Raw genomic sequence first — 13,619 nt, 5'->3', positions numbered from 1 at the left:
AACGGCAACCAAACACCGAACCCCTCGAGTAAATACTGATCAATGCACCACCGGCCCATCGCCCGCCTGGATCGTCCCGAGCCGGTTGATCAGTTCGGGCCAGTCGACCCGGCGGTTGTAGCCGATCACCCGAATCTGCGGGATGCCGCCACCCTGTACCAGCACGAAACCGCCATCCGGACGATCGGCGACGCCAGAGACCGTGCAGACCTCGCCGCGCAGCTCGCACCGAAAGCCCAGACGACGATAACTGAAGTTCTCGAACACCCGCAGGAAGACCGACGAAGCCGCGGCCTGCAGGCCTCCGCCCAGCTCGGTCATGTCCTCCACCGCCCGCTGACTGATCCGTCGACGTCCCGGATCGCGCTCCGGGGTCATGAGTTGCAGATCCATGTGCACCGGCGACCAGTCCACCATCACCAGATCGCGCACGTGTCCGGAGATGCGCCCCTGCACGCGTCCGAAGTCGAAGGCCTGCGTCAGGGGATCCAGATCCAGCCGCTGGATCTCGGCCGACAGGCCCAGTTCCGGGGCATAGCCCAGCAGATCATGGATATACACATCGCGGAGTATGACCTCGCCATTAAACACCTGGACCAGCAGCCGGCCATCCACGTTCAGGTCACCCCGCTCGTAGCGCACCCGGGGGATCATGCCGGCCAGCCGCCCGGAGAACCGTGGCCAGCCCAGCACCTCGGTCAACGGCTCCAGGCTGATCGCTCGGATGCCGCCCTCGAAGCGCACATCCGGCCCTGCATCCGTCTGGCGCAACTCGAAGGCCCCGACCCGCAGCCCGCCATCGAAGATCGGGATCTCGGTTTCGGCCAGCAGCTCCAGGCCGGCCGGCAGAGCGCGAACCTGCGCCTCGAAGGCATCGAACGGCAGCCCGTACAGGTGGGCGACATCCATCGCGAAGGTGCCGGGACTCCCCGCCTCGTCGGCCGACCAGTCGAGTGCCCCGCGCGCACCGGCCAAGCCGAAGCGCCCCCGCCGATCGCTGGCATCCAGTTCCGACCATTCCAGGTCGGCGCGCCGGGGCTGTGAGCCCACCAGTTCCACACGTCCTTCGAGCTGCCCCCCGGTGGCCATATGCCCGAGCACCGTCCCGGCCAGCCACGGGGCCAGCAGGGCATCGTAGACCGGCGCGAGCGCATGGACCCGACCGTAAAAGACGCCATCCAGCCCCGCCCCCGGCTCATAGGCCACCGCCTCGCCCCGCGTCTCAAGGGCATCGCCGTAAAGCAGATCCAGGGCGTCCATCCGGAACGCCAGGGTTCCGGGGTCCCCCTCCAGCCCGTTCAGGGAAACCTTCACCGGCCCCTCCTCGTCCAGATCCAGAAACCAGGGATCGATGTAGACCCCCCCCCCTTCCAGAGCGAGATCCAGATCCCAGCGCGTGCCATCCCCGGACAACTGCGCCGTGGCGCGCAGTTCCTCGCCCGCCTGCAGCCCCAGCGGATCGCTGAAGGCGACATCTTCCAGCCCCAGACGCGCGGTGACCCGACTACCCGGACGCAGCCGCAGGTCGAGGTCGGCGCGGCCGTCTCCGATGGCCACCGGCAGTTCAACGGGCTGGCGGTCGAAGGCGACCAGCGCCTGGAGGTCCAGCCCCCGCAGCCGGGCGTCGACATCCCAACCGCGTTCCGGGGCGAAATCCGCGCGCAGGCTTCCGCGCCCACCGAACCACCCGGGCCAGTCCCCGGCCAGCCGCAGATGGCCACTGTCGCGGGCCCAGGCCAGCGCCAGGCGGTGGCCATCCAGGCGAAGATCGCCCGAGCGCCCCCACAGGCGCGCGTCGTCACACGCCACCTCGCGCCGGGTCAGGCGCAGCTCGGCACATTCCACCCGCGCGGCGCGCAGCGTACCCACCGGCTCCGGCAGCTCGATGCGCTCGGCGCGCAGCTCAAGGCTCAGGCGCCCATCGCTCCAGCTGACGCGGGAGCTCAGTCCCTCGGCGCTCAGGGCCTCGTGCACCACCGAATCGATGCTCAGTTCAGCGCCAAGGGATACAGCCGATTCGGCCCAAGCGCCGGAAGACGTTCCCGCCACGATGCCCCCCACGCAAAGCCCCGCAAGCATCCAGCGCACCGGACGGGGCACGGGCATCAGTCTCCGGTACTGCCGCGCAGGCGCTCGCGCAGTGGTAGCGCCCCCCGCGCCAGCCACTCCCGCAGGGCAAAGCGCGAGGTCTCGATGGCCTCTGTGGTGGGCAGGAAGTCGCGCAGGCCGCGCGGGTCATCGGTGGTGCCGCGCAAACCGGCAGGCGCCGGATAGGCATCGAACCCGGCGCGCTCGAAACACTCCAGCGCACGCGGCAGATGCATCGCCTGGGTCACTACCAGTACGGCCTCCACTCCCTGCCCCTGCAGGCGTTGGCGTGTATGCGTGGCGTTCTCGCAGGTGTTGCGCGACGTATTCTCGAGCCAGCGTGCCGAGACCCCGAGGTCCTGTTGCAGGGTCGCGGCCATCAGTTCGGCCTCCGAACGGCGCCCGGGCAGCGCCCTCGGCGTCCCACCCGAGACCACGATGGGCAGGTCGGTGGCACGGTGCAGCCGCGCGCCCTCGCGCACACGCTCGTGGGTGCGGGGGTTCAGGGCGTCGTGTCCGGCGTCCTCCGCGCGGCCCACCCAACGACCACCGCCCAGGATCACGATCGCATCCGCCCGCCCGGTCGCCAGTACGCTGTCGCGCACCTCGCGCTCCAGGGTGTCCGCCAGGGGCTGTGCCACGACCTGCAGGCTGGGCAACACCAGTGCCACCAGCCCCAGCGCCAGGAGCGGCCGGCCACCACGCCAGTCGGCCCGCCACAACAGCACGCCCAACACCGTCAGGGCGATACCCAGCCCCGGCGGCAACAGCAGGTGTTCCGCAATGGTTTGCAGGGACGCGAGCATGGGCGGTCCCGGGGGGCTTACTTCTTGCCCGGGGAGTAGAGGTAGTGGGCGTAGGTCGCCACGTCCTCCGAGACACGGCGGATCAGGTGATCCAGGCTGATGATCGCGAACTCCAGCAGGTTCACCGCGATATACGGGTTCTCCACACGCAGGCGGTCGTACATCGAGCGCGACAGGCGCAGCAGCCGCGTCTTGTCGCTCAGCGCACGCATGCGCACGCCGCGCGGCACCCGGTCAAAGAACGACATCGACCCGGCCAACTCGCCGGTCTGCATGCGGCCCACCTCGATCTCCTGGCTGCCGTCGTCGTGATACAACGCGGCCGTCCCGCTCACCACGAAAAACAGCGACTCGCCCACCTCGCCGATATCCGCGATCACCTGCTTGTGGTGGGTCTCCACCACCTCCAGGTATTCGAGCAGGACTTCCACCTCCGCAGGCGTCAGGGACGCGGAGATCGGGTGCTTGGAGAGGAATTCGGTCAGCAGTTCCTTGGACATGAGAGGGCTTCCTTCTGACGGGTCCGCAGTAGCAGTGAGGGTGGTTTAGAGTATAACGATTGTACCCTCGGCACGGGGGACGGGATGTACCGAGGAGACGTGGATTGATCGACATTGAGGCCCTTCGCCGCCACCTGCCTGCCCGTCTGCGAGATGGTCGGGCCCTGTTGCTCGTGCCCGACACGGACGGGCTGAACAGCCCGTTGGACGTGGAATGCACCACGGCCGCGGTGTTTCTCGAGAACCCACCGGAGCCCCGTGTGCCACTCGTCCTGCTGCTGGACACCCTCAGCACGCTGGATGTCCCGACCGGCCAGCACCTGCTCGGCGGCCTGCGGGACCGCTGGGCGGACGAGGTACTGATCCTGCATCGGCTGGACGACGAACGCTGGGGACTGAACGAGTTTCTCGCGCTGGGCTTTCGGCGCGACCCGGACGCCGAATCCGCCGCGCCGGATCATGCGGTCTACCGCACCAGCCTGTACGACTACAAGCTGACGCCGGACTGGCTGAATGCCCGTTTCTGGGCCAATCCCGAGATGTGGGACAAGGCGCGCTGGTAGGCGCGCGGGGCCTAATCCTTATCGGGATTCAGCCGTGGATGGGTCTCCTCCCCCCACAGCAGTACCAGCGCACCGGACAGGAACATGGCGATGGCCACGAACCAGAAGCCCCAGGTGACCGAACCGCCGATGTGGGCAACGACCCCCAGACCCAGCGCACCAACGCCGTAGCCGAGATCGCGCCAGAAGCGGTAGGTCCCGATCGCCGAGCCACGCCAGTTCGGATGGGCGATATCGGCGACCGCCGCGCTCAGGTTGGGATACAGAAGCGCCATGCCAAAACCGGTCACGGCCGCCGCGAATGACCACCAGATGACCCCCTCGCCGAGCAGCGTCAGTGCCACGCCAGCACCGCAGATCCACATGCCCCAGACGATGGGCTGCAACCGCCCCACATGGTCGGAGAGTTTGCCGGTGGCGAACTGCGAGCCACCCCAGACAAAGCCGTAGATCCCCACGACCCAGCCGATCGCGGCCAGGCTCAGCCCCTGCTGATACAGGAATACCGGATAGAACACCCAGACCAGGGCATCCACAAACTTCTCCACCAGGCCCGCCTGACTGAACGCGGCCATGCGCCGGTCACGCCAGGACATCAGCGTGAACACCTCCCAGGTGGTCGGCGTATCGGCGATGGATTTGGGATAGCGAGGTTGCGGCCCGGTGGACTGCCCGGCGGCATGCCGGGCCCCCTCGGCCCTGGCCCAGTCCAGGGTCTCGCGCACCCACAGTGCGGTCATCAGGATCGCGATCAGAATCACGACCACACCGAACACGAACACTCCCATGCGCGGCCCGAGGGCAGCGGCCATATAGCCGGTCACGATCCCGGCCACGGCCACCCCGACGTAGCCGGAGAACTCGTTCATGCCCATCGTGAAGCCGCGCTCGTCGCTCCGGGTGATGTCCATCTTCGCGGTCTGGGTCATCGACCAGGCGAGCCCCTGGTTCACGCCCAACAGGATGGTCGCGGCCACGATCCAGCTCCAGGACGGGGCGTAGAGGATCATGAACGGGATCGGGATGGCCGCCATCCAGCCAAGCATCAGGACGGTCTTGCGCCCCATGCGCTCCGACAGTCGCCCGGCCACGAAATTGAGCACGCCCTTGACCACCCCGAACGCGACGACGAACGCGGTCAGCAGCATGAACGAGCCCTCGGCCACGCCGAACTCGTCCTCGGCCAGCGCCGGGATGACGGTACGCATCATCCCGATCGTCAGGCCGACAAAAAAGACCTGGATCAGCTGCTGCCCGAACTGCCCGAGGTTCTCGCGAATCCCGTGGGTCAGGTGCTCGTAGGCCTGCGCGGCCCTGGATGGATCACTCATAATTCGTTCCTTGTCCTGTACCCCTCAGGCCGCGATGTTCGCGGCCACATAGGCATCCATGCCGGGCGGACGCGGGGGGATGTCGCTCGTCAGGAAGTCGACGAACGCATCGCGATCACTGAACGCGAGCCCCGGGTTAAATCGTTTCTCGAAACCCAGTGTGGAGGACGGCTTGCCCGACAGACCGGCGCCGCAGGCGCTCCCCGCGTAGTGGCCCGGGTAGATCTCGAGCTCATCCGGCAGCCCCAGCAGCCGCTGATGCAGGCTGTCGTAGAGCCGCCCGGCCATCTCGCGCTCCTGCCCGGCCAGGTCGGGGCGCCCGACGCTCCCGATAAACAGCGTGTCACCCGTCAGCACGAACCAGGGCTGCTCGCCGCGCCGCTTGTCGGTCACCAGCAGGCACACGCTGTCTTCGGTATGCCCCGGCGTGTGGAGGACCTCTACTTCGACGTTACCAGCCTCGATCCGGTCGCCGTCGCGCAGGGGATGAAAATCAAACTCGACCACCTCGCGATCCGATTCATGGAGGCAGTACTTCGCGCCGGCACGCTCTGCCAGATCGCGCCCACCGGAATAGTGATCCGCGTGGACATGGGTATCGATCACGTGCGTGATCTCGACGCCGACCTGGCGTGCCTGCTCCAGGAACCACTCCTGATCACCCTCGACGACGTCCACGGCAATCGCCTTGCCGAGCGACCCGCACCCAAACAGATAGGACAGTGAAGATTCCCGGGTCGGCAACTGACGGAAAAACATGACATACCTCCTGGATCATCCATGATGACGGCAAGGATCGCGCGAGAACGGGGAAACCGGCTGGTTTCATTCCGGGAACGGCGCCCCGCAATCGAACGGAACCTGCCGGGCACGGTATTTAGTCTAACGTTCGTTAGAATGTAAACTAGTCCGCCACCGAAGGGATGTCAAATACGTTCTGGCCAATACAGAGGGGGTTCCACCGGAGGACACGGACGAACATCCAGCGGCACGCCACTCACACGCCTTGCTGGGGGCGCTGACGCGGGAGTGAGCGAACCTGCAAGTCCGCCAACCGAGGTGGTTTCAGCCGTCGGAGGGTCCTGGGAAAACTCGGATCAGGGTTTCCCTTGTTCAAGGGGAAGGCCCTGATGGCGCCATTCGGCCACACCTTCATCGAGACGGACCGCGCGGAAACCGTGTGCGTCCAGGATCGCGACCGCGTCGCGCGCCATCAGGCAATACGGGCCCCGGCAGTAGGCAACCACCGGGATATCCGGCGCCAGTTCGTCGAGGCGTTGCTTCAGCTCGCGCAAAGGGATGGAGCGGGCGTGCGGCAGATGCGCGGTGGCGTACTCGATGTCCGGGCGAACGTCGAGGACGATCACCTCGCCCTTGCGGGCCTGCTCCAGCAGCTCCTGACCGCTCAGCGGGACCATGTCACCGGCGCTGGCCGTCATGTCCCGCACGGCGCCCTGCAGCTCCAGTAGCCGGCTCTCGGCCAGCTCCCGCAGCACGACCCAGAAATCCGCGACGCGCGGATCTGCCAGGCGGTAGAAGATGCGCCGCCCGTCGCGCCGGGACTCCACCAGGTTGGCCTGACGCAGCTCCTTCAGGTGGGCACTGGCCAGTTTGACGCTGATCTGGGCGTCCGACGCGAGCTGATCGACGCTCTTCTCCCCCTGCACCAGGAGCTCGATCAACTCGAGTCGCTTCGGGCTGGACGCCGCCTTGCCGATCCGGGCGACCTGGTCGTAGAGCAAATCCTTCAGTTCGCGATCGGACATGACGCATTCCGGATGGGGAAGTCGGCAAGGTAGACCGCCCCGCCGCAAGGCGCAAGGCCCGAGCGCGAACGAGGGTTTGTTGCGCCGAATTCATTCTTGACTAGATTACTCGGGAACTATTTATTAGCAGTTGGTAACGAACTAACTGACAAGCCGTGCCCCGCCGCAGGGGCACCCGTTCCCGAAAGGAGGACAACCATGAGCCAGCTGATCCACAACTTCCCGGCCGACGGCGTCGTCACCATCAACCGCGTGATCCTGAAGCCGGAGTACAGCATCGACGACCTGCAGGAACGGGTTGCCATGCTGTGCGAAAACGTGAAGACCTATCACTCGGACACCGGCTTCGTCGGCGGCTTTGTTGCCCTGAACTCCGGCGCCGTCTCCAACGAGGGCTCGACCATCGGCCAGGCCGTGGAGAGCCCGATGAAGGACAAGGAGGCGCTGATCATCACCTTCTGGCGCAGCTTCGAGGAACACGAGGCCTCGCACCGCAGCGAGACCTTCCAGCCGCTGTTCCAGGAGGTCCTGGAGCTGTGCGAAAACGGTAACGAAGAGATCGCCTACGAAATGCTCTGGTCCGGCGCCGCCTATTCGCCGGAAGAGGCCAAGGCTGCCCGCGAGGCGAAGGAAACCCACCAGGCGGCCTGAACCGCCTGCATCAGGGAGTGAACTCCAGTCGCATTTCTCTCCCGCGACTGTGCCCATTGCCGGGACTTTGCGTCCCGGCTTTTTTATGGCCGGTCGTCCAGGAGCCCGGTCAAGGCTGGCTCAGCGGCGTGGCTCGTCGTCCGCAGAGGATTCGTTCATCTCCGGTGGCGAGGCGAGCGTATGCGTCTTGTCGTCGTAGCGGCCCTTCAGTTCGTCGGAGCGGGTGTGTTCCCACAACGGAACCCCGACGAAGTAGCCGGCTCGGCCGATCGCATGCGCGGCCACCGGGGCGGTGAGCAGCAGAAAGCCGATCACCGCCACGGCGCGGGCCGTCACGCCCCCGTCACCGAAGTAGACAGCAACCCCTACCATCATCAGGCCGGCCCCGAGCACGCCGGCCTTGGTCGTGGCGTGCAGACGCATCGGCAGGTCCGGCATGCGGACAAGCCCCAGCGCTGCCACCATCATGAAAGCGGCCCCGATCACCAGAAAGAAACCCGTAATCAGTTCAATCATCTTCGCGGTGCCCCCCTTTCTCGAGATAGCGGGCGAACCCGATTGCGGCGAGGAATGCAGTCAGCGCCAGCACCATCGCCACGTCGATGAACGGGGTCCGGCCACTGGAGATCACGTACACCGCGATGAAGCCAATGGTCAGCGACGCGATCAGCTCCAGCGCCACTACCCGGTCGGGCAGCGTCGGCCCGAGATAGAGACGCCAGAACCCCAGCACCAGGGAGATGCTGAGCAGGACATTGGCCACGATGATGGCGATATCGAACATCTGTGTCCCCCGCGCCTAGCGCAGGACCTCCAGGGCCCGGTGTTCCAGATACTTGATCGAGCGGATCACCGCGTCGCGGTCCTCCAGATACATCACGTGGATGTAGAGCACCTTGCGGTCGGTCGATACGTCCAGGCTCAGGGTGCCCGGCGTCAGTGAAATCAGGTTCGCGACGATCGTGATCTCGCCATCGGTCTGCGCATCCAGCGGAAAGGCAATCACGCCGGGGACCATGTGGTGGGTGGGCGTCATCACATCGTAGGCCACTCTCAGGTTCGACAGGAACAGCTCCCACAGGAAGAACCCGATGAAGGCAATGAACCTGGGCACCCGGCGCGCGTAGCTTGCGAACGCCGGCTTGTCGCGTAGCGCGAAGGCCAGCAGCACATAGCCAAGGAAGAAGCCGATCAGCAGGTTGCCCCCGGTGAAGTTGCCGGTGAGGAATACCCAGATCAGGGCCAGCGCGATGTTCCAGGTCAGGGCGATCATTGGCGCGCCTCCCCGAGGACCGCCTCGATGTACTGCGACGGATCCAGCAGCTGCTCGGCCGACATCGCCGCCATCTGGTAGATCGGCTCGCCATACAGGCCAATGGCCACGGTCATCAGCGCGAGCATAATCACCGGCACCCACATCCAGATCATCGGGCCCGAGCTTACATCACGGATCTCGTCCTCGACCCCTTCCGGCTGTGCCTTCCAGAAGACCTCCGCCCAGATCTTGATCATCGAATAGAGCGTCAGCAGACCGACCACCAGCGCCACGGCGACGACCCAGTAGGCCTCGGCCTCGATGCCCGCGCGGATGATGATGAACTTGGCGAAGAACCCGGACAGCGGCGGCAGACCCGCCAGCGACAGCGCCGGAATCAGGAACAGTACGCCCAGCATCGGATTCGTGCGGTAAATGCCGCCCATGTACTTCAGCTCGTGGGTGCCCTTCATCACGAAGGTAATCCCGCTGATCAGGAACAGATTCGCCTTCACGATGATGTGGTGCATGATGTAGAACACGCCACCCACCAGCGCCAGCGGCGTATACAGCGCCAGCCCCATGATCATGTAGCCGATCTGGCTGATGATGTGGAACGACAGGATGCGCCGGAACTCGTAGTGGGCGGCCGCCCCGAGCACGCCGGTCAGCATCGTGGCCGCGGCGACCCACAGCAGGATCTCGTGGGTATAGTCCACATCCTGGTTGAAGATCAGCGTGAACACACGGAACAGCGCATACACCCCGACCTTGGTCAGCAGGCCCGCGAACAGCGCGGAGACCGCGACCTTCGGCGTGTGATAGGAGGCCGGCAGCCAGAAGAAGAACGGGAAGGCCGCTGCCTTCACCCCGAACGCGACCAGATACAGCATCGCGATCACGGTGATCAGCCCGGTGTCCTCCACCGTGGACAGCTTGTCGCCGATGTCCGCCATGTTCAGCGTGCCGGTCAGGCCATAGGTCAGACCGATCGCGGTCAGGAAGATCATCGACGACAGCAGGTTCAGGGTGACGTACTTGATCGCCCCTTCCATCTGTGCGCGCTCGCCACCCAGGATCAGCAGCGCGAACGAAGCCACCAGCATCACCTCGAACCAGACATAGAGGTTGAAGATGTCGCCGGTCAGCATCGCACCGTTCACACCAGCCAGCAGCAGGTGCAACAGTGGGTAGTAGCCAAATTTCTCCGACATCTTGCCAATGCCGGACAGGGAATAGACGGCCGTGGCAAAGCCGATGATGCCGGTCAGCACCACCATGATCGCGGCCAGCATGTCGGAGACCAGCACGATCCCGAACGGCGCCGGCCAGGTGCCCATCTCCATCACGATGTGGCCGTGCTCCCAGGTCTCCAGCAACAGCCAGACGCTGGTGGCCAGCATCGCGCCGGTCCCGAGCACGCCCAGCGCGCGCTGCGCGAAATGCGAGCGCCAGAACATCACCGACAGGGCGCCGGCGAGCAGCGGGATGATGACCGGGAGGGCGACGGACATGTTCATCGATCCGTGTCCTTCATCTGGTCCATGTCATCCGCCTTCACAACTTCGTAGGCGCGATGGATCAATACCACGGCAAACGCCAGCACGCCGAAACCGATCACGATCGCGGTTAGCACCACAGCCTGCGCAAGCGGGTCTGCGGCTGCCCCGTCGGGCATCGACATGCCCGGCGGGATCAGCGGCGGCGCCCCCGACTTCATTCCGGCCAGGGTAAAAATCAGCAGATTGGCCGCGTTCGACAGCAGAACCAGCCCGATCACCAGCTTGACGATCGAACGCCGGAGCATCATATAGATGGCCGCGGCATACATGCCGCCGACCACGAAGGCCATGACGACTTCCATCAGTCTTCCGCCTCCGCCAGATTGAGCATGATCGTCAGCACTGACCCGATGACGACGAGATAAACGCCGATATCGAAGATCAGCACGGTGGAGAGCTTGATCTCGCCGAAGACCGGGACCGTGAATTCCCACCACTGGGCCGTGAAGAACGCCTGCCCGAGGAAGGCCGCAGGCAGCGCACTCACAACCGCCAGCACCATGCCCGCGCCCAGCAGGTCGCGCGGATCCACGCGCAGCACCTTGCGCGCGGATCGAATATCCATCGAGAACAGATACAGCACGATCGCCGCAGCCGCGACGAGGCCACCGATGAACCCGCCACCCGGCTCGTCATGGCCGCGCAGCAGCAAGAACACGGAGAACAGCAGCAGCAGCGGCAGCAGGAAGTGTCCGGCCGTGCGCAGAATCAGTGAGTGCATGCTCATCGGCGGTCCTCCGCACGGAAGCGAATCATGGCGTACACCCCGATCGCCGCCAGGGCCAGCACGAAGATCTCGCCCAGCGTATCCAGTGCCCGGAAGTCCACCAGCACCACGTTCACGATGTTACGGCCATAGCCGGAGGGTTCCGACTCCTCGATGAAATACTGCGAAATCGAGTCGAACAGGCGCGCATCCAGGGTGCTCAGCATCAGCAGCGTGATCATGCCGCCGGCCACCAGCGCGATGCCGGCATCGCGCAGCCGCAGCGCAGTGGACGACAGGCTCAAGAAACCCGGCAGACGGAACAGTACCAGCACCAGCAGGATCACGGTCAGGGTCTCTACCAGCACCTGCGTGATCCCCACGTCGGCCGCGCTGTACAGCACATAGACCAGGGCCACCGTAAAGCCCAGAGAGCCCAGCGCCGCCACGGCGCCCAGGCGCGAGCGTGTCAGCACCGCGAACAGCATCGACGCCACAAGGATCGCGATGATCGCCATTTCGTGGATCTGCAGGCGTTCGAAGTGCACCGCGCTGACGCTCACGTCGAATAGCTGGGCGGTCACCCCGACCAGGCCCGCGGTCATCGCGACGATCACGATCACGTAATAGCGCAGATAGCCGTTTTGCAGCACGCGGGTCTGCCATTCGGAGATCCAGACCAGGCCATCCATCATCTTGAAGTAGCCCTTCTCCGGACCGTATTCGGCCGCCTGGTCCACCCAGGCCAGGGCGCGCCGTGCCTGCTCCCAGCGCCAGTAGAGGAGGCCACCCGCGATCAGGCTGAACGCGGAGATCGCCAGCGGCCAGTTGATGCCGTGCCACAGCGCCAGATAGGCATCCACCGGCGCGCCCTGCACGCTCGCCGCCGCGGCGTTGACGAGTCCTTCATCCGCCAGCCCCGGCCCAAGGCCAAAGATCAGGCCCAGGCTCGCCAGCACGACCGGGCCGGCCAGCATCGCCGGCGGGGCCTCGTGGTGCGGGGTCTTCGGCGTCTCCACCCGCGAGCCGAACCACGGCCGGATACCAACGATCGCGGCAACCGCGACCCCGAGGATCGCAGTCAGTACCGCCAGCAGTGTCAGGATGCCCACCAGACCCGGGGCCTCGAGCACCGACTCCAGCATCAGCTCCTTGGCGACAAAGCCGAACAGCGGGATCACCCCGCCCAGTGACAACGCCGCGAGGATCGCAAAGGCCGCTGTAACGGGTAATGCCGTGCGCAGCCCGCCGGTCTGAAGAAAATCCTTGGCCCCCGCCTCGTGGTCAAGGATACCGGCGACCATGAACAGCGCGCCCTTGTACAGCGAATGCGCCAGCAGGAAGGCCATCGCGGCCATCAGCGCGGTCTCGGTGCCGATACCGATCAGCATGGTCAGCGTGCCCAGCGCCATCACGGTGGAATACGCCAGGACCTGTTTCACGCCGGTACTGCGGAAGGCCAGGAACACCCCCGTAAACATCGTGAGCGCGCCGAACAGCGCCAGCGTGGTGAACCAGATATCGGTGCCGCCCAGCGACGGGTTCAGGCGCGCCAGCAGATAGACCCCGGCCTTCACCATGGTGGCCGAGTGCAGGTAGGCGGAGACCGGTGTCGGCGCGGCCATTGCGCGCGGCAGCCAGAAGTGGAACGGGACCTGTGCCGACTTGGTAAAGGCCCCGATCAGTATCAGGATCAGCAGTGGCAGGTACAGCGAGTGTTCGCGGACAACATCGCCGTTGGCCAGGATCTCGGAGAGTTCGTACGAGCCCCCCGCCATCGCCAGCATGACGATCCCGGCAAGCAGCGCCAGGCCACCACCCACGGTAACAATCAGGCCCTGCAGTGCGTACTTCCGGGCGTCCGCGTTCTCGTGGTTGTAGCCGATCAGCAGATAGGACGTGATGCTGGTCAACTCCCAGAACACGAACATCGCGATCAGGTTATCCGCCAGCACCAGCCCCAGCATGGAGCCCATGAAGGCGAGGATGATCACGTAGAAGCGCCCGAGATCCCGGTGCCCCTCGAGATAGCGCCCGGCATAGGTGACGATGAAGAACCCGATGCCCGAGATCAGCAGCGCGAACAGCAACGACAGGCCATCCACCAGGAACGACAGGTGGATATCGAGACCCGGCAGCCACGGCCAGCTGAGCACGATGGACTCGCCACTGGAGACCGCGGGCAGGAAACTCAGGAAATAGAGGAACAGCGCCGCCGGGAGAATCCCCAGCACCCAGCCACTGGCACGACCGGTCACTCGATGGACCGCGGGCGCAATCGCGGCCACCAGGAATGTTGACAGAATTGCGTAGAGCATCCGGCCAGCTGAGTCCTTTTGCGTCGGGCGTTATCCGCGTGACACCGAAACCTGCCTGGAATCACGCTCCTGG

The 13,619-nt window shown here is 65.4% G+C and carries 15 protein-coding genes; 2 read left to right on the top strand and 13 right to left on the bottom strand.

Annotated features, from left to right (window positions below; genetic code table 11):
- Positions 1-39: 39 nt before the first annotated feature.
- Genes C995_RS0111185 through C995_RS0111175 form a run of 3 tightly spaced genes read right to left on the bottom strand, consistent with a single transcriptional unit; the run spans position 40 to position 3,394 of the window.
- A complete protein-coding gene (locus C995_RS0111185; RefSeq protein WP_026279077.1) occupies positions 40-2,079 on the bottom strand; it encodes a hypothetical protein in 2,040 nt (679 codons plus the stop codon).
- A 26-nt stretch (positions 2,080-2,105) separates the two neighbouring features.
- Positions 2,106-2,894, bottom strand: coding sequence for a YdcF family protein (locus C995_RS0111180; protein ID WP_018865017.1), 789 nt, complete (start codon positions 2,892-2,894; stop codon positions 2,106-2,108).
- A gap of 17 nt (positions 2,895-2,911) precedes the next feature.
- Positions 2,912-3,394, bottom strand: coding sequence for a Crp/Fnr family transcriptional regulator (locus C995_RS0111175; protein WP_012982173.1), 483 nt, complete (start codon positions 3,392-3,394; stop codon positions 2,912-2,914).
- A gap of 104 nt (positions 3,395-3,498) precedes the next feature.
- On the opposite strand from C995_RS0111175, the gene C995_RS0111170 reads away from it, so the two are divergent.
- Complete coding sequence (locus tag C995_RS0111170; RefSeq protein WP_018865016.1) at positions 3,499-3,957, top strand: DUF6231 family protein; 459 nt, start codon at positions 3,499-3,501, stop codon at positions 3,955-3,957.
- 11 nt (positions 3,958-3,968) lie between these two features.
- Here the strand turns inward: C995_RS0111170 and C995_RS0111165 are convergent, their stop codons facing one another.
- The 3 genes from C995_RS0111165 to C995_RS0111155 form a co-directional block, all read right to left on the bottom strand.
- Positions 3,969-5,288 carry an MFS transporter gene (locus C995_RS0111165; protein WP_018865015.1) on the bottom strand — a complete coding sequence of 440 codons (1,320 nt, stop codon included), beginning with the start codon at positions 5,286-5,288 and terminating at the stop codon, positions 3,969-3,971.
- A gap of 24 nt (positions 5,289-5,312) precedes the next feature.
- A complete protein-coding gene (locus C995_RS0111160) occupies positions 5,313-6,047 on the bottom strand; it encodes an MBL fold metallo-hydrolase (RefSeq protein WP_018865014.1) in 735 nt (244 codons plus the stop codon).
- Positions 6,048-6,385: 338 nt separating this feature from the next.
- On the bottom strand, positions 6,386-7,054 hold the full coding sequence (locus C995_RS0111155) for a metalloregulator ArsR/SmtB family transcription factor (protein ID WP_018865013.1): 669 nt from the start codon (positions 7,052-7,054) through the stop codon (positions 6,386-6,388).
- 198 nt (positions 7,055-7,252) lie between these two features.
- On the opposite strand from C995_RS0111155, the gene C995_RS0111150 reads away from it, so the two are divergent.
- The gene (locus tag C995_RS0111150; protein WP_017925939.1) at positions 7,253-7,705 is read left to right on the top strand and encodes a hypothetical protein; all 453 of its coding nucleotides are present in this window, start codon (positions 7,253-7,255) and stop codon (positions 7,703-7,705) included.
- A 120-nt stretch (positions 7,706-7,825) separates the two neighbouring features.
- Here the strand turns inward: C995_RS0111150 and mnhG are convergent, their stop codons facing one another.
- The 7 genes from mnhG to C995_RS0111115 are packed head-to-tail and all read right to left on the bottom strand — an operon-like array spanning position 7,826 to position 13,546.
- Positions 7,826-8,221, bottom strand: coding sequence for a monovalent cation/H(+) antiporter subunit G (gene mnhG / locus C995_RS0111145; protein ID WP_018865012.1), 396 nt, complete (start codon positions 8,219-8,221; stop codon positions 7,826-7,828).
- Positions 8,214-8,489 carry a cation:proton antiporter gene (locus C995_RS0111140; RefSeq protein WP_018865011.1) on the bottom strand — a complete coding sequence of 92 codons (276 nt, stop codon included), beginning with the start codon at positions 8,487-8,489 and terminating at the stop codon, positions 8,214-8,216. Before C995_RS0111140 ends, mnhG begins: the two co-directional genes overlap by 8 nt.
- A gap of 15 nt (positions 8,490-8,504) precedes the next feature.
- Entirely contained in the window at positions 8,505-8,978 is a 474-nt protein-coding gene (locus tag C995_RS0111135; protein ID WP_018865010.1) for a Na+/H+ antiporter subunit E, read from the bottom strand.
- A complete protein-coding gene (locus C995_RS0111130; RefSeq protein WP_018865009.1) occupies positions 8,975-10,480 on the bottom strand; it encodes a Na+/H+ antiporter subunit D in 1,506 nt (501 codons plus the stop codon). Before C995_RS0111130 ends, C995_RS0111135 begins: the two co-directional genes overlap by 4 nt.
- On the bottom strand, positions 10,477-10,824 hold the full coding sequence (locus tag C995_RS0111125) for a Na+/H+ antiporter subunit C (protein WP_018865008.1): 348 nt from the start codon (positions 10,822-10,824) through the stop codon (positions 10,477-10,479). Before C995_RS0111125 ends, C995_RS0111130 begins: the two co-directional genes overlap by 4 nt.
- Positions 10,824-11,249: a Na+/H+ antiporter subunit B gene (locus C995_RS0111120; RefSeq protein WP_018865007.1), complete on the bottom strand. Its 426-nt coding sequence runs from the start codon at positions 11,247-11,249 to the stop codon at positions 10,824-10,826. The genes C995_RS0111125 and C995_RS0111120 overlap by 1 nt, the downstream gene beginning before the upstream one ends.
- On the bottom strand, positions 11,246-13,546 hold the full coding sequence (locus tag C995_RS0111115; RefSeq protein WP_018865006.1) for a putative monovalent cation/H+ antiporter subunit A: 2,301 nt from the start codon (positions 13,544-13,546) through the stop codon (positions 11,246-11,248). The genes C995_RS0111120 and C995_RS0111115 overlap by 4 nt, the downstream gene beginning before the upstream one ends.
- Positions 13,547-13,619: the final 73 nt, after the last annotated feature.

The sequence above is a fragment of the Thioalkalivibrio sp. ARh3 genome (assembly GCF_000377265.1).
In the GTDB taxonomy this organism is placed as follows: Bacteria; Pseudomonadota; Gammaproteobacteria; order Ectothiorhodospirales; family Ectothiorhodospiraceae; genus Thioalkalivibrio; species Thioalkalivibrio thiocyanoxidans.
This window is presented reverse-complemented; position numbering and strand designations above follow the sequence as displayed.

Bases quoted from the DNA above. Each gene is read 5' to 3' on its own strand.
- C995_RS0111185 (WP_026279077.1), bottom strand. From the start codon at position 2,079: ATGCTTGCGGGGCTTTGCGTGGGGGGCATCGTGGCGGGAACGTCTTCC.
- C995_RS0111180 (WP_018865017.1), bottom strand. From the start codon at position 2,894: ATGCTCGCGTCCCTGCAAACCATTGCGGAACACCTGCTGTTGCCGCCG.
- C995_RS0111175 (WP_012982173.1), bottom strand. From the start codon at position 3,394: ATGTCCAAGGAACTGCTGACCGAATTCCTCTCCAAGCACCCGATCTCC.
- C995_RS0111165 (WP_018865015.1), bottom strand. From the start codon at position 5,288: ATGAGTGATCCATCCAGGGCCGCGCAGGCCTACGAGCACCTGACCCAC.
- C995_RS0111160 (WP_018865014.1), bottom strand. From the start codon at position 6,047: ATGTTTTTCCGTCAGTTGCCGACCCGGGAATCTTCACTGTCCTATCTG.
- C995_RS0111155 (WP_018865013.1), bottom strand. From the start codon at position 7,054: ATGTCCGATCGCGAACTGAAGGATTTGCTCTACGACCAGGTCGCCCGG.
- C995_RS0111150 (WP_017925939.1), top strand. From the start codon at position 7,253: ATGAGCCAGCTGATCCACAACTTCCCGGCCGACGGCGTCGTCACCATC.
- mnhG (WP_018865012.1), bottom strand. From the start codon at position 8,221: ATGATTGAACTGATTACGGGTTTCTTTCTGGTGATCGGGGCCGCTTTC.
- C995_RS0111140 (WP_018865011.1), bottom strand. From the start codon at position 8,489: ATGTTCGATATCGCCATCATCGTGGCCAATGTCCTGCTCAGCATCTCC.
- C995_RS0111135 (WP_018865010.1), bottom strand. From the start codon at position 8,978: ATGATCGCCCTGACCTGGAACATCGCGCTGGCCCTGATCTGGGTATTC.
- C995_RS0111130 (WP_018865009.1), bottom strand. From the start codon at position 10,480: ATGAACATGTCCGTCGCCCTCCCGGTCATCATCCCGCTGCTCGCCGGC.
- C995_RS0111125 (WP_018865008.1), bottom strand. From the start codon at position 10,824: ATGGAAGTCGTCATGGCCTTCGTGGTCGGCGGCATGTATGCCGCGGCC.
- C995_RS0111120 (WP_018865007.1), bottom strand. From the start codon at position 11,249: ATGAGCATGCACTCACTGATTCTGCGCACGGCCGGACACTTCCTGCTG.
- C995_RS0111115 (WP_018865006.1), bottom strand. From the start codon at position 13,546: ATGCTCTACGCAATTCTGTCAACATTCCTGGTGGCCGCGATTGCGCCC.